Origin of the sequence: Oscillibacter acetigenes, assembly GCF_025567605.1 — a bacterium.
Taxonomy (GTDB): Bacteria; Bacillota; Clostridia; order Oscillospirales; family Oscillospiraceae; genus Oscillibacter; species Oscillibacter welbionis.
Map to the genome: position 1 here is coordinate 312,434 of NZ_JAOQKG010000003.1, position 17,363 is coordinate 329,796.

Consider the following 17,363-nt stretch of genomic DNA (forward strand, 5'->3'; position numbering starts at 1 on the left):
CGCGGCTTCGCCGCGGGCGAGATCGGATCCCGCTGTTTCGATTATACAATCCCTATCTTTCCTTTGCAATGCGATTTGCAAATTTTGTCCAGGCTGGAAATTTTCCCCATCCGCATAGTTCCCGCCCCGTTGGATACACTAACGCCAAATCCCTGCTGGAAGGCATAAAGGAGGTTTTTCGCATGGTGATTGATAAGATCGCATTGGCACTGGCTATCATCGGCGCCCTGAACTGGGGCGGGATCGGCCTGTTCGGCTTTGATACGGTGGCTTTCCTCTGCGGCGGCCAGATGGCCATTCTCTCCCGCATCATCTACGCCCTGGTGGGCCTGGCGGGCCTGTGGTGCATCACGCTGTTGTTCCGCTCCTCCGACGAGGAGACGGGCCACGCCCGCCACACCGCCTGACGGCGGATACAGCGCGCTTTTCAAAATACGGGGAGCCGACCAAAAGGCCGGCTCCCCGTATTTGCGGTTCTCAGTCACCGGAGCAGATCAGCCGCGGTCCTTGTCTCCGCCGTGCTCCCCTTCTTTCAGGTATTTCTGGTCCCTGGCCAGAAGCTCTGCGGAGACGATATCCAGCTGCTCCATCTTCTCATAGTGGTCTGCCAGATTGCTGTCCGCCGCGCTGGCCGGCTGTCCGTCGTGCCGGAATACCAGCTTCAGCAGGATGGGTGTGAGGATCGTGCCGCCCACCACGGTGATGATGACCGGTGCCATCAGGGTCCCGGACAGCACTCCCAGCTCCAGGCCCCGGTTGGCTACGATCAGCGCCACCTCGCCGCGGCAGACCATGCCCACGCCCACCTGCAGGCTCTCCTTGCCAGTGAAATGACAGAGCTTTGCGCCCAGGCCGCAGCCGACGATCTTGGTGGCCACAGAAATCAGCAGCAGGAGAATGGAGAACAGCACCAGGCTGCCGGTCATGCCGTCCACCTTCGCCTTGATGCCCACGCTGGCGAAGAACACCGGCGTCAGCAGCAGGAAGCTCAACGGCTCGAACTTGGATTGGATATAGGAGGACTTGGGGGTGCAGGAGATCACCAGGCCCGCCACATAGGCGCCGGTGATGTCCGCCACGCCGAAGAACTCCTCCGCGCAGTAAGCCATCAGAAGGCACAGCACAAAGGCCAGCACCGGATAGCGGCGCCGCTCCCGGCCGGGCCACAGGGCCATCAGCCAGCAGAAGAACTTGTGGGCGAGGAAGGAGACCACAGCGGAGAACACGAAGAACAGCACGATCTTCAGCAGCACCAGGGCGATGCTGTCCTGTCCGCCGGACAGGCTGCTGACGATGGTCAGGGCAATCAGGCCCAGCACGTCGTCGATCAGAGCCGCCGCCAGAATGGTGTTGCCCACCTTGGTATCCAGCTTGCCGATCTCCTTCAGTGTCTCCACTGTGATGCTGACGGAAGTTGCAGTAAGGATGGTGCCGATGAACACATCCTCCAAAAATCCGCTGGTCTCAATCATGCCGGTCCGGTCAGCGAACATCGCCAGCCCCGTACCCAGGACCAGTGGAACGATCACGCCCAGCAGGGCCACCAGGAAGCCTGCCTTGCCACTGTGCTTCAGCTCCTGGATATCGGTGCCCATGCCGGCAGAGAACATCAGTACGATCACGCCCAACTCGCTGAGCTGGGTGAGGAACTCTGTCTCTGACAGCACGTTCAACATAGCCGGTCCCAGAATCAGTCCGGCTACCAGCGCGCCAACCACCTGTGGCATCTGGATGCGTTTCGTCAGGATGCCCAGCACCTTGGTGCTCAACAGGATCAGCGCCAGGTCCATGAGATAATGATACGTCATTGCCTCTCACTCGCTTTCTGAGGTCTGAATACTGATTGCCTCCCGTTTTCAGGAGAGCTTTATTGTAAACCTTTGCTCCCGTTTTGCAAGAGCCATTCTGCACAAAAAAGATTCCTGTTTTTGGATATTTTGAAAGAAAAAGAAGCTGCTTGACCAACAAGCAGCTTCTTTTTAACAACTTTTTTATGACAATTGAAGTTTCTTCACAAGCCCCTCCTCCGGCGCCACGTTCACGGTACGGCAGGTGGAGTAGATCACCATGCCGGGCCGGGCACCGGCGGGCTTCTTCACGTTCTTCACCGGTGTGTAGTCCACGGGGACGTTGGCACCCTCCCGGGCCTGGGAGAACCAGGCCGCCAGCTTGGCCGCCTCCACGATGGTGTCATCGTCCACCTCACGGCCGCCTGTGCAGAGGATCACGTGGGAACCGTGGATCTTCTGGGTATGGAGCCAGATGTCCCGGTGGTCCGCGCTGCGGGTCAGCTTGTCGTTCTGGCGGTTGTTCCGCCCCACCAGCACCCGGAAGCCGGAGGTGGTGCGGAACTCCAGAGGCTTTGCAGGCCGGTTCTGTTCCTTTTTTCCCTGTCGGCGGAGGAAGCCCGCGTCCCGCAGCTCGCCGCGGATGTCCAAAAAGTCCTGTTCCGTCTCTGCCCGGCTCAACTCCTCCAGCACACTCTCCAGATAGTCCAGGTCCCGGCGGGCAAGGGCCATCTGCTCCGCCAGATACTTCTCCGCCGTCTTGGCCTTGGTGTAGCGCTTGTAGTATTTGGCGGCGTTTTGCTGGGGCGTCAGCAGCGGGTCCAGGGGAATGGCGACAGGGCGGCACTCCGGGTCATAGAAATTCTCTGTCTCCAATCTGGCCGCCCCCCGCTCCATGCGGTAGAGGTTGGCGGTGATCAGGTCACCGTAGATCCGCAGCTGGTCCCGGTTCTGTGTGGCGGCGTAGTCCTTCTCCTGCATGGCCAGTTTCCGCCGGATGCGGTCCCGTGCCGTGGTGGCAGTCCGCAGCAGGTCCGCCCCCCGCTGACGCACCCGCTCCTGCTGCTCCCGCAGGGCGTAGAAGTCATCCATCAGGGTGGAAAAAGTGTCATACCGGACGGTCTCCATAACAGGGCCGTACTGGGCGATGGGGCAGTAGGTGAAATCTGCCATCTTCCCATCTTTTTTCAGGCAGATTGGTGTAAAGTGATTTTCCTGTATATCTCTGATGAGCCCGGACAATTCCTTCCAGAGGCGGTCCTCTCCCACCGCTCCCAGGTCAAAGAGATGGGCATCCGTCTCCCCTACGGAGCGGAAGGCCAGTTCCCGGGCGATCAGGGGGGAGATGCCGAAGTAGTGGTCCAGCAGAAAGGCGTCCACACTCCGCTCCGGGTTTGCGGCGGAGATCTTCTCCCGGAAGCCGTTCTCCGTCTCCTCCGTCACCGGCAGGCGGCCTACGGAGGCAGGCGGCTCATAATACAGCCCCGGCAGCACCTGCCGGGCAGCAGACATGTCCGCGTCCACCCGACGGAGGCAGTCGATGATCCGGCCCTCCCCATCCAGCAGGATCAGGTTGGACCGGCGGCCCATGGCCTCCAGCACCAGGGTCCGCCGCCCCGGCTGACCGAAGTCGTCAGTAACGTCCAGCTCCAGCCGTACCAGCCGCTCCAGGGGCGGCTGGGTGACCGCAGCCACCCGTCCCCCAACCAGATGCTTGCGCAGCAGCATACAGAACATGGGGGGCTCCGCCGGGTTGTCCCTTGTCAGGGCCGTCAGCTGGATGCGGGGAGTGTTGGCCCCGGCGTTCAGCAGCAGCCGCTTATTCCCCCGCAGCAGCAGGATCACCTGGTCCCGGGCGGGCTGCTGAACCTTATCGATCCGCAGGCCCAGCAGTTCCGACCGCAGCTCCTCCGCCACCGCCTGCATACAGATTCCATCCAATGGCATGGTCTTACTCCTCCATCATCGCGCGGAAAAGCGCATTGATCCGGTCCCGCCGGCCCTTCAGATACAGCCAGCCCAACAGGGCCTCCAGGGCCGTGGCCTCGCCGTACTGGGCCCGGGTGGCATGGCCGGGTACCGACTTCACGTGAGCGTTCCGCCCGCGGCGGAACACAGCGGCCTCCTCCTCCGTCAAAAGGGGCAGGATCCGCTCCGCCTTCTCCGCCTGGCTCTCCGCCCGCACCAGGGCAATGGTGGCCTGGTGCAGCCCCCTTCCCGTGGCCTTGCCATGGGCACAGAGCCAGGTGCGCACCAGCACCTCGAACACGGCGTCCCCCATGTGGGCCAGGCCGATGGAACTGATAGCGCGCAGTTGGTCGTCGGTGAGATTCGGTTCAAAATAGTTTTCCATAAAGGACTCCTTGGGGAACAGAAATTTTCATACCGGAATATTTTACCACACTTCCCCCGGTTTGTCACCTGGGATGCAATGTTGTCTTTTCCGCAGACGCAGCTGGAACTGCGGCCTTCTCCGCTTCTCTTCCGGCCGTATGGCCGCATGATCGTATATTGAAAAAATACTGGAATCTGTTGTAGGATTTGCCGAAAAAAACGTAGTGTACAAAGTGAAACCGGAAAGGAGGTGGAGCAACCATGGATGAGGAACAGATCATCACACTGTTCTTTGCACGTTCCGAACAGGCTATCGAGGCATTGGACGCGAAATATGGAAAACTATTCCACAGTCTCTCCTATCACATCGTGAATGACAGGCAGGACGCAGATGAGTGCGTCAATGATGCGTACCTGGGGGCATGGAATGCCATTCCCCCGGCAAAACCGGACTCTCTGCTGCCCTATATGGCGCGGATCGTCCGCAACATTTCCCTGAAGTGCTATTGGAAAAAGGGCGCTGCCAAGCGAAACAGTCCTTACACCCTTGCTTTGCAGGAAGTCGAGGAGTGTCTTCCAGACCGAAAGAGCGCCGAGGAAGAGGTGGAGGCAAGGGAGCTCGCCCGCGTCATTGCGTGCTTTTTGGATACGCTGTCCGCAGAGAACCGCGTAATCTTCATGCGGCGCTACTGGTTTTCTGACAGCTGCCGGGACATCGCCGGGCTTGTCGGGCTGAGCGAAAAAAATATCTCCGTCCGGCTGACCCGGATCCGAAGGAAGCTGAAACAATATCTGGCAGAAAGAGAGGCGTTTTTATGAATGCAAAGAAGTTTTCTGATGCTCTGAGTGCGCTCGACGGCAGGTATGTGGAAGAGGCCGCCCGGTACAGGCGAAAGCACGGGCAGTCCTTTTGGGTCCGGTGGGGCGCCGCGGCGGCCTGCCTGTGCCTGCTGGCCGCCGGCGGGGCACTGCTGATTCAGGGCAGAGGGCGCGCTGCCCCGGATCCTCAGCAGGTTCAAATCCCGAATCCCATCCTCACAGTCGCGTCCGCCGCAGAGATGGAAGCATATCTGGACTTCAAGGTCCCTGTGCTGGAGAAAGAGGTGGAGGCGTACTCCGTGTTCATCTCAGATGGGTACCCCACCATGGGACAGGTGGACTATGCGGACGGCTCCCAGTTTCGTATCCAGTATGGGAGTGGAGACATCAGCGGAATCTACGGCGGCACACTGGAGGAGAGCAGAGAGATTGCGGGCGTCAGCGTCGCATACTACCAATACGATAGTATGTCGTATGCCATCTGGGAAGTGAACGGCTTTGCCTGCAGCTATTTGTACACCAATGGCGGTGATGCTGAGGTGGATCTGTTGATCCAGCAGGGGCCATAAGTCCTCCGGGAAATGATACGAGAATGGGGCCGCAACCGGGCGCGGCCCCATTCCTGCGTTTTTTCCCTACCGCAGCAGCGGCAGGCTTCCGGTCAGCCGGTCCACCTGATGCCGGGGGCCCAAAAGGGCCATGCCCAGGTATCGCAGCTCCCCCGGCCCGGTGCGGGCCATTTTTTCGATGAACTCGCCGTAGGTACGGCAGCTCTGGGCCAGATCTGTAAAGTCCACAGCCGCCACATCTGCAAATTCCAGCTCGGCCAGCTGCCGCCGCAGGGTCTGAAAAGTCTCCGGCCTGCCGGAGAGCACCGGCACCGGCGTGCGGATGATCCCGGGGTGGATGGCTCCGGCAGCGTCGGTCACGTCCTCCCCTACCAGTTCCGGCCGCAGCCGGCCCCATGTGATGCCCAGGATGGCCGCTGTGTTGGCAGCGAGGCCCCGGGGCATGGCCTCATCAATCACCAGGACGCATTTGTCCAGTTCCTGTTTCATGGTGTGTTCCCTCTTTCCAATGGAGTTTGCCTTCAGAGAGAAGCAGCCCGATCAGGGTCAGTACCGTACCGGCTCCGGTCATCCAGGTGAAGGGTTCCCGCAGGATCAGCACGGAGGCCGCCACTGTGATCACCGGCACCAGATAGATGTACACGCTGGTTTTCACCGCCCCCAGTGCCTTCACCGCGAAGTTCCAGGTGACGAAGCACAGGGCCGAGGCCCCCAGCCCCAGAAACAGCAGATTCCCCAGGTTCACCGGGGCTGTGAGTCGCGTGAGCTCCAGCCGGACGCCAGAGACCATCAGCGCCGGCAGCATGAATGCCAGCCCGTAGAAAAAGGTTCGCCGCGTGGTCAGGACAGTGGGATGGCCCAGGGCGCTGATCTTCCGGGACAAGAGGGCGTAACAGGCCCACACGAAGGCAGCCAGCAGCGCCAGCAAATCCCCCCGGAGGTCCAGCTCCAGGGCAGAGCCGTTGAAGCTGATAAGGCAGATCCCCGCCATGGCCACCGCAAAGCCTGCGAAAAATGTGGGCCGCAGCCGCTCCTCGCCCCGCATCAGAAAATGGGTCAGCAGGGCGGTGAAGCAGGGAGACACGGAGATGATGACCCCCACGTTGGAGGCCATGGTGTACGTCAGGGCGATGTTCTCCAGCAGGTAGTACAGGCACACGCCGCACAGCCCCGCCAGGGCAAACAATCCCTCCTGCCGCCGTGTGACGCCCTGCAGGCGGCGAGGACAGACTGCCAGCAGCGCCAGAAAGCCCATCATGAACCGGATAAACAAGATCTCCACCGGCTGGAAATCCACCAGCAGCACCTTGGTGGAGATGAAGGTGGTCCCCCAGATCACAATGGTCAGCAGGGCCGCCAGGTGGCCCCGTGCAGGATTCGTCTCCACGGCTGTGTCATCCTCTCTCCCATTCCTGCCGGAACAGCTCCCGGCAGGCCCCCGGCGTCAGGCCGGTGAAGGCAGTGAAATAGTTGGTGAAATGGCTCTGATCGGAAAAGCCTGTCTCCACGGCGGCCTCTGCAGAGGAGACACCCCGTTCCAACAGGCGCCGTGCCTCGCTGATCCGCACCGCCATCAGATAGCGGTAGGGCGTGACGCCCTTGGCCTTGGCAAAGGCCCGGACCAGGGCGGATTTGCTCAGTCCCGCCTGAAGGCTGAGCTCCTCCAGCGTGATATGCCGGGCATAGTGGCTCCGGATGAACGCACAGGTCCGCTCCACCTCCACCCGGCAGGCAGAAACCGTTTCCACCATCCCGGCGTAACCCGGCAGCAGGAGGCCCCAGGCCAGCAGCAGCGCCTCCTCCCTCCGGAGCTCCGGCTCCTCCCCCAGCACCGCCCGGTGCAGGGCCCGGAGGCGGCCTGCCAGTTCTCCGTCCCGAACCACGGCCACGGAAAAGCCGGGCATTGCCCGGCTGCCCATGATCTCCTCCGCCAGGGCCAGCATGGTGCTGCGTGGGATATTCAGTCCCCGGTAGTCCAGGGACCCGTCCGCCTGGATGCAGGCATGGCTGTCTCCCGGGTTGAACAGCAGCACGTCTCCCGGGCCGATGACCTGCTGTTGGCGGCCGCAGGTGAGGGTCCGGGTCCCCCGCTCCACCACGCCGATCACATAATGGTCGTGAAAGTGGCTGGGAAAGGGCCTGTCCACCGCCCGGAGGCTGTACGCCTCCAGCCCCAGAGCCTGGTCATATCGGGCGGTCCGCGCCGCTTGTCTCATGGTTCTTCCCTCCTGTCGGCACCAGCCAGCATACCACCTGAGCGGAGCCGCCGTCTTGTAACATATCCGCGTTTTCCCCCGTCAGGCGTAATGGTAACGCCGCCGCATCAGCACCAGCAGCACCACCGAGAGCACCACCCCCAGCAGTTCCGCCGCCGCCACGGACCACCAGACGCCATCCACGCCGAAGAACACCGGCATCACCAGCACCAGTCCACCCCGCAGCAGCAGCGTGCGGGTGAAGGCGATCAGGGCCGACAGGGCGCCGTTGCACAGGGCCGTGAAGAAGGCGGATGCGTAGATATTCAGCCCGCAGAAAAGGTAGCACAGGGCAAAGATCCGGAAGCCGTGGGTGGTCAGCTCCAGCAAGTCCGGAGAGTACCCCACGAAGGCAGCAGACAGGGGCCGGCTTAAGAGCTCCGACGCCGCCACCATCGCCACGGAGGTAGCGGCGATGATGACGCCACTGCGGCGGAAGATGTTCTTCAGCTCATCATAGTTCTCCGCCCCGTAGTGATAGCTGACGATGGGGGCGCTGCCCATGGAGAACCCCAGAAAGGCAGCCACAAACACGAAATCCACGTACATCATCACCGAGTGGGCCGCCACGCCCGGCTCTCCCAGAAGGTCCATCAGCCGGATGTTGTAGAGGATGCCCACCACGGAGGCGGAGATGTTGCTCATCAGCTCCGAGGAGCCGTTGATACAGGCGTGAAGCAGTTCCCGGCCGTAAAAGTTCGTCCGCACCAGCCGCAGGCCCTCTCTTCTGGGAAGCAGGAAGTACACCACCGGGATGACACCGCCCACGCAGTAGCCCAGCACTGTGGCCCATGCGGCACCGGTGACACCCATGCCCAGCAGGGCGATGAACACGTAGTCAAAGGTGATGTTGGTGGCTCCGGCAGCCAGGGAGAGCAGTAACCCCAGCTTGGGTTTCTCCGCCACGGAAAAGAAACTCTGAAAGGCGCTCTGGAGCATGAACACGGCACTGCCGGCCAGCAGGATCCGGCCGTAGGCGATGCAGTCTTCCAGCAGCAGGTCGCTAGCCCCGGCAAAACGCATGATGGGTTCGATGAAGGCGATGGTCACAATGGAGAGCACCACGCCCAGCCCCGCCACGCACCAGATGAAGAGCGTGAAATATCGGGAGGCCAGCTCCGGCTTCCCCTCCCCCAGCGTGCGGGCCACGATGGCGCTGCCGCCGGTGCCCAGCATGAAGCCGAAGGCGCCGATGATCATAGTGATGGGGAAGGCGATATTCACCGCCGACAGGGCCAGGTCCCCCACCAAGTTGGATACGAACAGTCCGTCTACCACGCTGTACAGAGAGGTGAAGATAATCATAACGATGGTCGGCAGTGTGTAACGCAGCAGCCGTCCGTAGGTGAAATGGTCAGAAAGTTTGATCTGCATACATCAGTCTCCTATCGCAGCGGTCTGTAAAAAAGCTTCCGTCTCCGCCCGAAAGGCATCCAGCAGCTTCTGGCTCAATGCCACAAGCGCCGACCGCTCCTCCTCGGTCAGGCGGGCGGCCGCGGCGCTCTCTACGCCGAACACGCGGTCCACAGTGCGGCGGAGGAATGCCTCGCCCGCCTCTGTCAGACAGACCCGCTTGTTTTTCAGATTGCCGTCCGCCGCCTCCAAGCGGAGGACTCCCTCCTCCACCAGCTTTTTCAGGGCGGAATTCACCGTCTGCTTGGGTAGGGACAGCTGCTCGCTCAACTGGGTCTGGGTCAGGGGCGCCTCCTCCGACCGCAGGGTGTACAGCAGCCAGAAGGCGCAGTCCGGCAGGCCGCAGGCCCGGGCCAGACGGTGGTACAGCAGGGTATTCTCATTGTAGATTCGGTCATTGGATTTCCAGAAAGCATCCAGAACTTCCTGTCCCATCGAATCCCTCCCGTCTTATTTTGTCCGATTTCGGACTATTCGATTATACAGAAACCGCTCCTTTTTGTCAAGGGCTCCCCTGCGCGGCGCGTTTCGTCAAAATATCCCTTGTGTTTTTTCCAAAAATCGCATATCTTAAAAAGGCGAGAGGAGGCGTTTTATGGATTCGGACAAGCTGTTGAATCTAGCCACATCGCTGGGCTGCCTGCTGGCAGAGAGCGGCGCGGAAATCTCCCGTGTGGAGGAGTCCGTCTACCGGCTGCTGCAGGCCTACCAAGGCAAGGACGCCCAGGTGTTTGCCATCCCCAGCTGTTTGATTGTCAGTTTGATGGCGGAGGATGGCCGTCCGGTGACCCGGATGCGCCGGATCAGTGCCCACGGCACGGATCTGGAGCTACTGGAGAGCTGCAACGCTTTATGCCGCCAGCTCTGCCGTACCGTACCGCCCCTGGACGAGGCCCGGGCCATGGTGGACCGCCTCCCTGCCTCCTGCCGCCGCCACCGCCCCGCCACGGTGCTGCTGGGCTACGGTATCGCCCCCGCTTTCTTCTGTCCCCTGTTCGGCGGCGGGTTTTGGGACAGCTTGAGCGCCTTCTTCTGCGGTCTGGTGGTGGGCACCTGCCTGCTCTTTGGCGGCAGATGGCTGGGCAGCAACAGCTTTCTGCGGACGCTGGTATGCAGCGGCATCGCCTCCCTGCTGTCTCTTCTGCTGGTGCGGGCGGGCCTGGGGAATAATGTGGACCTGGTGACCATCGGCGTCCTGATGCTGCTGGTGCCCGGCGTGGCCCTGACCAACGCCATGCGGGAGATCGTGGCCGGCGACACCTACTCCGGACTCAGCCGGACGGCGGAGGCTATTCTGATCGCCACGGGTATCGCTCTGGGGGCCGCTGTGGGCCTGGGCATCGGGTATATTCTGTAAAGGGGATCTACTTTTATGGATATCTGGTCTCAATATGTTCTGCCCTGCCTGTGTGCTTTCGCCGGCTGTATCGGATTCACTCTGGTGTTCAATATCCATGGCCCCGGCAAGCTGATTGCCTGCTGTGGCGGCGCTCTGGGATGGCTGGTGTATCTGCTGGCCGGCAAGACCATCCTGGCAGGCTTTTTCGCCGCCATGGCCATCAGTCTGTTCTCAGAAGTCATGGCACGTATCCGCCGCTGCCCCGTCACCGGCTATCAGCTGGTGGCCCTGCTGCCCCTGGTGCCCGGCGGCGGCATCTACTACGCCATGGGCTACTGTCTGGAGGGCGACACAGAGCAATTCCTCAGCGCCCTGCTGGGCACTCTGGGCATGGCGGCCGCCCTGGCGGTTGGGGTCATCCTGGCCTCCTCCCTGTTCCGGGCAGTGTTCCCGCGCCTGGCTCGCGTCCCGAAGCGCATGCCCTCCGGCAGGCAAAACCCATAAATGATTTTTTCAGCAGCCCGGCGGAACACGCCGGGCTGCTTTTCTCCGCCTTGCGCTGTCGGATGGAAGAGATTATAATGGAATCGACTTGATTCGACAGAGGAGGACTTCCATGTACATTGCCGACCTCCACATCCACTCCCGCTTTTCCCGGGCCACCAGTAAGGACGGAGATCTCCCCCACCTGGACTGGTGGGCCCGGCGAAAGGGCATCCGAATGGTGGGCACCGGGGACTTCACCCACCCCGCTTGGCGCGCCGAGCTGCGGGAGCAGCTGGTGCCCGCCGGAGAGGGCGTCTATACCCTGCGCCAGGATTTGCGCCTGCCGGATGTCGCCCCGGGCGAGGCGCCCCGGTTCGTTATCACCGGGGAGATCAGCTGCATCTACAAGCGCCACGGCAGAACCCGGAAAGTCCACAACCTGATCCTGCTGCCCTCTCTGGAGGCGGCGGACGAGCTCTCCGCCCGGCTGGAGGCCATCGGCAACATCCACTCCGACGGACGGCCCATTCTGGGGCTGGACAGTCGGGACCTGCTGGAGCTGACCCTGGACACCTGCCCGGACGCGGAATTCATCCCCGCTCACATCTGGACGCCCCACTTCGCTCTGTTTGGCGCCTTCTCCGGCTTCGATACCATGGAGGAGTGCTTCGGGGATCTGACCGGCCACATCCACGCGGTGGAGACGGGCCTCTCCTCTGATCCGCCCATGAACTGGCGGGTCTCTGCCCTGGACGGACTCACCCTGGTCTCCCACTCCGACGCCCATTCCCCCTCCAAGCTGGGCCGGGAGGCGGATCTTCTGGACACCGGCCTCACCTACCCGGAGCTGGTCCGGGCCATCCGCACCGGAGAGGGATTCCAGGGCACGGTGGAGTTCTTCCCCGAGGAGGGCAAGTACCACCTGGATGGCCACCGGAACTGCGGCGTCTGCCTGACCCCGGCGGAGACAGCGGCGCTGGGCGGCGTCTGCCCCGTTTGCGGGAAGAAACTGACCATCGGCGTGGAGCACCGGGTGGAGGCCCTGGCGGACCGTCCTGCAGGGTTTCGTCCCGAGGGTGCCAAACCCTTTGAGAGTTTGGCGCCCCTGCCGGAGGTGATCGCCGCCTCCACCGGAGTCTCCGCCGCTGGGAAGAATACCCAGGCGCTGTACGAGCAGATGCTCCATGCCCTGGGGCCGGAGTTCTCCATCCTGCGGGAGGTGCCTGTGGAGGATATCGCCCACACGGCCGGCCCCTGCGTGGCGGAGGGCATCCGCCGCCTGCGGGCCGGGCAGGTGGAGCGCCGGGCGGGCTTTGACGGGGAGTACGGCGTCATCTCCCTGCTGACCCCCGGTGAGATCGCCCGGTTCAGCGGGCAGATCTCTCTGTTTGGCCTGGACCTGCCTGTGCGCAAATCCAAGCCCCGCCGGGAGCTGCAGCACGTTTTGGCGCCAGAAGCGGCCCCGGCTGCTCCCCAGCCGGAGGCGCTGAATCCCCCGCAGCTGGAGGCCGTCACCTCCACCGCGCCGGTAACCGCTGTGACGGCGGGCCCCGGCACCGGCAAGACCCGCACCCTGGTGGCCCGGATCGCCTGGCTGGTGGAGGAACGGGGCGTCCGCCCCGGAGAGATTACCGCCGTCACTTTCACCAATCAAGCGGCGGCAGAGATGCGCGCCCGGCTGGAACAGCGTCTGGGCGGCAAGCGGGCGGTGGCGGCCATGACCATCGGCACCTTCCACGCCATCTGTCTGAAACTGCTTGGCGACGTGCGGCTCATCAGTCCCGGCGAGGCCCTGACCATCGCGGAGCAGGTGCTGCGGGAGTCCGGCCGAAAGGGCGGCGGAAAAACGCTGCTCCAGTCTGTCTCCCGGGTGAAAAACGGCGTGTCCCCGGAGGATACCGGTCTGGACGCGGAGCTGTACGACGCCTATCAGGCCCGGCTGCGAGACCTGGGCGCCCTGGACTTCGACGACCTGCTGACCGAAGGACTGAAGCGGGATGTCACCGGTCTGCGGTGCTTCCGCCATGTGCTGGTGGACGAGTTTCAGGATATCAACGATATCCAGTACCAGCTGGTCCGGTCCTAGAGCCGGAGCGGGGAGCTGTTCGTCATCGGCGACCCGGACCAGTCCATCTACGGCTTCCGGGGCGCCGACTGCCGGTGCTTCCAGCGGCTTCAAGAGGAGCATCCTGGTGTAAAGGAAATTCACCTAACAGAAAATTACCGCTCTGCTCCGGCCATTCTGGATACGGCCTTGGCAGTGATCGGTCATAATCCCGGCGGGGGCCGAATACTGACTCCCCACTGCCCCGCCGGTCCTGCCGTGCGACTGGTCCAGGCAGCGGACAGCTTCTCCGAGGCCGTATTCATCGCCAAGGAGATCGGCCGTATGACCGGCGGCGTGGACATGCTGGAGGCCCAGGCCCTGGGCCACGAGCGGACGGTGCGGGCCTTTTCCGATATTGCGGTGCTCTGCCGCACCCACCGGCAGCTGGAGCTGGTGGAGAAATGCCTCCGCCACGACGATATTCCCTGTCTTGTCACCGGGCGGGAGGACTTCCTGGATGACCCGGCGGTTCGGGGGGCGCTGGGCTTCCTCCGTTCCCTGGTGGTGCCAGCAGACAACGCGGCGCTGGAGTCCGCCCTCCGGCTGCTGTGGAACTGCCCGGCAGATCTCATCCAGAAGGCCCAGACGCTCTGCCAAAAGATGGGCACGCTGGACTCGGCGGCCCTGCAGGAGGCGGTCCGGGGCCACGGCATTCTGGAAAACTGGCTGGACCGGACAGAGGTCTGGCTCCCTCTGGTCCAGACGGAAACACCCCGGAAGCTGGTGGAACAGTGGGAGGAACAGTACGGCACCTCTCCGGCCCTGGAACGCCTGCGGAACACGGCGGTATTCCACGAGGACTTCGACAGCCTCTGGGATGCTCTGGTCCTGGGCCAGGAGGCAGACCTCCGGCGGGCATCCGGCAAACACTGGGCCTCCGGCGCAGTGCGCCTGATGACGCTCCACGGTGCCAAGGGTTTGGAATTCCCTGCGGTGTTCCTGGCGGGTCTCTCCGCCGGAGCGATGCCCCTGGAGTCCCCCGGCCGCCCGGCGGATGCGGAAGAGGAGCGGCGGCTCTTCTTTGTGGGCCTCACCCGGGCCCGGGAGGAGCTGATCCTCACCGCCGCGCCGGAGTTCTCTCCCTTCCTGCGGGAACTGCCGGAGACGGTGGTCCGGGAGACCACCGGCCGCCGCCGGGAGGCGGAACAGCTGCGCCTGTTCTGAGCGATTCCCCTTCTCCCAGTTCATACCAAAAGCCCCGGGCACACGTGTGTCCGGGGCTTCTCTCTTTTCCGTTGCCTTCAGATTCGGTATGCCCGATCCCTGACAGCAGCTAACAGCGCGTGACGCTCGTTAGGCAGGGAGTCATCCAGCACAGCGTTCAGCAGTTCCCGCAAAGTCTGTCCCACCGCGGGGCCGGAGAGTCCCATGGCCAGCAGGTCCCGCCCGTTCACCGCCAGCTGCCGCAGGGATACGCAGGCGCCCTCCACCAGCAGCTGGTCCAGGATGCATTCCGCCCTGTCGATCTCCCCCTGCAGGAAGCGGTACGCCGGGGCCTGAGCCAGATTGTCCGCTCGCTTCACATCCAGCAGACGCCGCAGGTCCCGCTCCCCCAGTGCCCCCAGTGCCCGAGCCACGCCCGGGCGGGTGCGTGGGATGTTGCGGTCATGCCAAGCCACCAGCTGCACCACCGTCTCCCGGAGAACCGTCTCGGCCCGGAGGCGACCCAGCATGGCCTCCGCCATGCGGGCGCTCTCCGCCGGATGGCCGTAAAAGTGTCCGCAGCCCAGCCCATCCACTGTAAAGCAATTTGGCTTTCCAATATCGTGAAGCAGCATGGTCAGCCGCAGCTCCGGCTCCGGTTTCACTTTCTCCATGGCATGGAGGGTGTGCTCCCACACATCGTAACAATGGTGGCCGTTCCGCTGGTCAAACCCCACCATGGGCAGAATCTCCGGCCAGAAGACGCCAGCCACATCCGGATAGGCCCGCAGGACCTCTGCGGCCCATTTTCCGGACACCAGCTTTTTCAGCTCCGCCCAGATCCGCTCCGGAGCAATGGCTCTCAGCAATTCCCGGTTCCGGTGGATGGCCACCGCTGTATCCGGATGGACAGTGACCCCCAGCTCCGCCGCGAACCGCAGTCCCCGCAGGATGCGGAGGGCATCCTCGCCGAACCGGCGGTCCGGCTCTCCCACACACCGCAGGACCTTCGTCGTCAGGTCTGCCCGGCCGCCCAGAGGGTCGTACAGGGTCCCCTGCAGGTCCGCTGCCATCGCGTTGATGGTGAAGTCCCGGCGCCGCAGATCCTCCTCCAGAGAGTCGGTGAACGTCACGGTCTCCGGCCTCCGGTGGTCCCGATAGGCACCGTCCCGCCGGAGTGTAGTGATCTCCACGCCACCCTGCTCCGTCTTTACGGTGACGGTGCCGTGGCGCAGACCAGTTGGGACAGCCCGGCCGGCAAACAGGGCCATAGTCTCCTCCGGCCGGGCGGAAGTGGTCACATCCCAGTCCCCCGGCATCCGGTCCAGCAGGGCATCCCGGACGCAGCCGCCCACGCACCATGCACCATACCCCGCCGCCTCCAGTGTTTTCAGGATCTCCCCTACCGGAGCGGGGATCGTTACCGTTGTCATGTGCCCACCTCCCTTATGTCCATTCTCCTTGCGTATCGCGGATCAGCTCTGCGGGCCGTCCCATCGCCACTCCATAAGAAGTTCCGCTTCCCCAGTCTCGGGATCCACGCCCTCCTCCAGGACACGGAACCCCTCCCGCCGGTAGAAGGCTGCCGCCCGGAGGTTTTTCCGGTAGACCTGCAGGCGCAGCTGCCCGCGGCTGGTCTTCACGTGGTCCAACAGCTGCCGACCCACGCCGCCGGACCGGGCCTCCCTCCGGACGAAGATGCCGGCGATGTAGTCTCCCAGAAGTCCGATGAAGCCTGAAATTTCGGCCCGCGCCTCCGTCTCAAAGCCCCAGACCTCCGCCCGGGCCAGCGCAGTCCTGACCTCTTCAAAATGTCCCAGCCAATAGGCTGCTGGGATGAAATCGTGGGCTTCCCGGTTGGCGTCCAACCAGATGGCCGCCACAGCATCCAGGTCGCCCTTCCCCATTCTTCGGATCATGGGCCTCCTCCATTCCTCCTGTACCTCGCGCTGCTCTGATGATACCACACCAAGCGACCCGCCGCAAGGCAGGGTCCATCGGATTCTGCCTTTTGAAGTATGATCGTGATTTCACGGAACAAGGAAATCTTCTGTCATTTGGGTGAAACTATGCCTGGATCTCCGCTCCTTCACAGCCGGTCATGTTTCCACCCGTGGGCAAAAGACGTGGGCAGCTGTTTTCCCCGCGGAACACAGCTGCCCATGTTGTCCAGGCGTGGAAGCAATGCCTTCCGCCCCTCAGGCTGGAATTTCGGGAACTGAATTGCACCCCAAAACAGGCCCGCTCTATGCCTTCTTCCGTGTCAGGAAAATCCCAAGGATTGCTCCTATCAAGAGCATCGGCGCAAACCTGACAAACAGCCATTCAAATGCGTGAAAAGCGACTCCAACAACGGCGGTTTCCGGATCGTGATAATTCCACCCCAGATAAGGACTCCCGCAGTAAATGAAAACTGCGGAAATAATTACGATGGCCGTACACAATCCAATAAGCAGGCAGCGAGCTGTTTTTCGCCGCAGCTCCTTCCCCTGTGCCAGCTGCAAATTTATGATCTCCAGCTTTTCGGAAACCGCTTTCAGGTCATCAGCCTTCGCCGCTGTGACAGGTTCTCCGAGCAGCGTGCTCACAGGTGTTTCAAACGCCCCTGACAGGGAGATCAGCATATCAGCATCCGGAACAGACAATCCCTGCTCCCATTTGGAGATGGTCTGCCGCACCACATTCAGCTTGATCGCAAGTTCCTCCTGCGATAGCCCTTTTGATTTTCTGATGGCTTTGATGTTTTCACATAACATAGGGAATGAACTCCTTTCTGATTAACGCCATTGTACGAGAAACAGCCTGTTTTCGCAAGCAACGTATATTAACATTTGCGTTCAGACTGTGCAGGCGGCTTTTGGCTTCTTTCTTTTGCGGCAGGCAAGATTTGTTGATTCCTGCGGCACGTATCCAAACCGGCAAATTACGCAAAGCTGCCACAGGTATGCGGCAAATTACCTTCCTCTTACGGCTGCGCTCAGTTTGGTGAAGCCGACGGAATTGGGGTCGCCACCGCTGATCTTGAAACGGGGCCCTGGATTTCTCTGGTTGCATTTTCCGTCTTCTCATACTATAATGAAATATTTGGTAAGGAATTGCAGGTTTTTGGGC

17 protein-coding genes and 1 pseudogene are annotated in these 17,363 nt (G+C 62.3%); 7 read left to right on the forward strand and 11 right to left on the reverse strand.

Annotation, left to right across the window (positions count from 1 at the left end; all coding sequences use genetic code 11):
* Window positions 1-182: 182 nt before the first annotated feature.
* The gene (locus OCV80_RS08285; protein ID WP_036630419.1) at window positions 183-407 is read left to right on the forward strand and encodes a DUF378 domain-containing protein; all 225 of its coding nucleotides are present in this window, start codon (window positions 183-185) and stop codon (window positions 405-407) included.
* Between the two features lie 87 nt (window positions 408-494).
* On the opposite strand, the gene OCV80_RS08290 is transcribed toward OCV80_RS08285, so the two are convergent.
* From OCV80_RS08290 to OCV80_RS08300, 3 genes are all read right to left on the reverse strand, one after another.
* Window positions 495-1,808 carry a cation:proton antiporter gene (locus OCV80_RS08290; RefSeq protein WP_119310896.1) on the reverse strand — a complete coding sequence of 438 codons (1,314 nt, stop codon included), beginning with the start codon at window positions 1,806-1,808 and terminating at the stop codon, window positions 495-497.
* 183 nt (window positions 1,809-1,991) lie between these two features.
* Window positions 1,992-3,734, reverse strand: coding sequence for an Rqc2 family fibronectin-binding protein (locus tag OCV80_RS08295; protein WP_267288347.1), 1,743 nt, complete (start codon window positions 3,732-3,734; stop codon window positions 1,992-1,994).
* Between the two features lie 4 nt (window positions 3,735-3,738).
* Entirely contained in the window at window positions 3,739-4,140 is a 402-nt protein-coding gene (locus OCV80_RS08300) for a Mini-ribonuclease 3 (protein WP_025545004.1), read from the reverse strand.
* Between the two features lie 242 nt (window positions 4,141-4,382).
* Here OCV80_RS08300 and OCV80_RS08305 point away from each other — a divergent pair, with 242 nt between their 5' ends.
* Both OCV80_RS08305 and OCV80_RS08310 read left to right on the forward strand, forming a co-directional pair.
* Complete coding sequence (locus OCV80_RS08305; protein WP_021749465.1) at window positions 4,383-4,940, forward strand: RNA polymerase sigma factor; 558 nt, start codon at window positions 4,383-4,385, stop codon at window positions 4,938-4,940.
* On the forward strand, window positions 4,937-5,509 hold the full coding sequence (locus tag OCV80_RS08310; protein WP_119310894.1) for a hypothetical protein: 573 nt from the start codon (window positions 4,937-4,939) through the stop codon (window positions 5,507-5,509). Before OCV80_RS08305 ends, OCV80_RS08310 begins: the two co-directional genes overlap by 4 nt.
* Window positions 5,510-5,575: 66 nt before the next feature.
* Here OCV80_RS08310 and OCV80_RS08315 read toward each other — a convergent pair whose 3' ends face one another.
* The 5 genes from OCV80_RS08315 to OCV80_RS08335 form a co-directional block, all read right to left on the reverse strand.
* Window positions 5,576-5,998, reverse strand: coding sequence for a DUF2000 domain-containing protein (locus tag OCV80_RS08315; protein WP_021749463.1), 423 nt, complete (start codon window positions 5,996-5,998; stop codon window positions 5,576-5,578).
* On the reverse strand, window positions 5,961-6,896 hold the full coding sequence (locus OCV80_RS08320; RefSeq protein ID WP_021749462.1) for a DMT family transporter: 936 nt from the start codon (window positions 6,894-6,896) through the stop codon (window positions 5,961-5,963). Before OCV80_RS08320 ends, OCV80_RS08315 begins: the two co-directional genes overlap by 38 nt.
* A gap of 7 nt (window positions 6,897-6,903) precedes the next feature.
* Entirely contained in the window at window positions 6,904-7,725 is an 822-nt protein-coding gene (locus OCV80_RS08325) for an AraC family transcriptional regulator (RefSeq protein ID WP_267288348.1), read from the reverse strand.
* Between the two features lie 81 nt (window positions 7,726-7,806).
* Window positions 7,807-9,138, reverse strand: a complete 1,332-nt coding sequence (locus OCV80_RS08330) for an MATE family efflux transporter (RefSeq protein WP_021749460.1) — start codon at window positions 9,136-9,138, stop codon at window positions 7,807-7,809.
* A 3-nt stretch (window positions 9,139-9,141) separates the two neighbouring features.
* On the reverse strand, window positions 9,142-9,612 hold the full coding sequence (locus tag OCV80_RS08335; protein WP_025545150.1) for a MarR family winged helix-turn-helix transcriptional regulator: 471 nt from the start codon (window positions 9,610-9,612) through the stop codon (window positions 9,142-9,144).
* Between the two features lie 160 nt (window positions 9,613-9,772).
* Here OCV80_RS08335 and OCV80_RS08340 point away from each other — a divergent pair, with 160 nt between their 5' ends.
* From OCV80_RS08340 to OCV80_RS16560, 4 genes and pseudogenes are all read left to right on the forward strand, one after another.
* Window positions 9,773-10,534 (forward strand): threonine/serine exporter family protein, encoded by a 762-nt coding sequence (locus tag OCV80_RS08340; protein WP_021749457.1) that lies wholly within the window; start codon window positions 9,773-9,775, stop codon window positions 10,532-10,534.
* A gap of 15 nt (window positions 10,535-10,549) precedes the next feature.
* Entirely contained in the window at window positions 10,550-11,020 is a 471-nt protein-coding gene (locus OCV80_RS08345; protein WP_119310892.1) for a threonine/serine exporter family protein, read from the forward strand.
* 709 nt (window positions 11,021-11,729) lie between these two features.
* Window positions 11,730-13,130 (forward strand): annotated as a pseudogene (locus OCV80_RS08350) (UvrD-helicase domain-containing protein); the annotation flags it as partial.
* Between the two features lie 132 nt (window positions 13,131-13,262).
* Window positions 13,263-14,273, forward strand: coding sequence for a 3'-5' exonuclease (locus OCV80_RS16560; RefSeq protein WP_394802913.1), 1,011 nt, complete (start codon window positions 13,263-13,265; stop codon window positions 14,271-14,273).
* A 77-nt stretch (window positions 14,274-14,350) separates the two neighbouring features.
* Here the strand turns inward: OCV80_RS16560 and OCV80_RS08360 are convergent, their stop codons facing one another.
* From OCV80_RS08360 to OCV80_RS08370, 3 genes are all read right to left on the reverse strand, one after another.
* Window positions 14,351-15,685 carry a CCA tRNA nucleotidyltransferase gene (locus tag OCV80_RS08360; protein WP_267288349.1) on the reverse strand — a complete coding sequence of 445 codons (1,335 nt, stop codon included), beginning with the start codon at window positions 15,683-15,685 and terminating at the stop codon, window positions 14,351-14,353.
* Between the two features lie 42 nt (window positions 15,686-15,727).
* Window positions 15,728-16,171, reverse strand: a complete 444-nt coding sequence (locus OCV80_RS08365) for a GNAT family N-acetyltransferase (RefSeq protein WP_267288350.1) — start codon at window positions 16,169-16,171, stop codon at window positions 15,728-15,730.
* Between the two features lie 327 nt (window positions 16,172-16,498).
* Window positions 16,499-17,008, reverse strand: coding sequence for a helix-turn-helix domain-containing protein (locus tag OCV80_RS08370; protein ID WP_267288351.1), 510 nt, complete (start codon window positions 17,006-17,008; stop codon window positions 16,499-16,501).
* Window positions 17,009-17,363 lie beyond the last annotated feature (355 nt).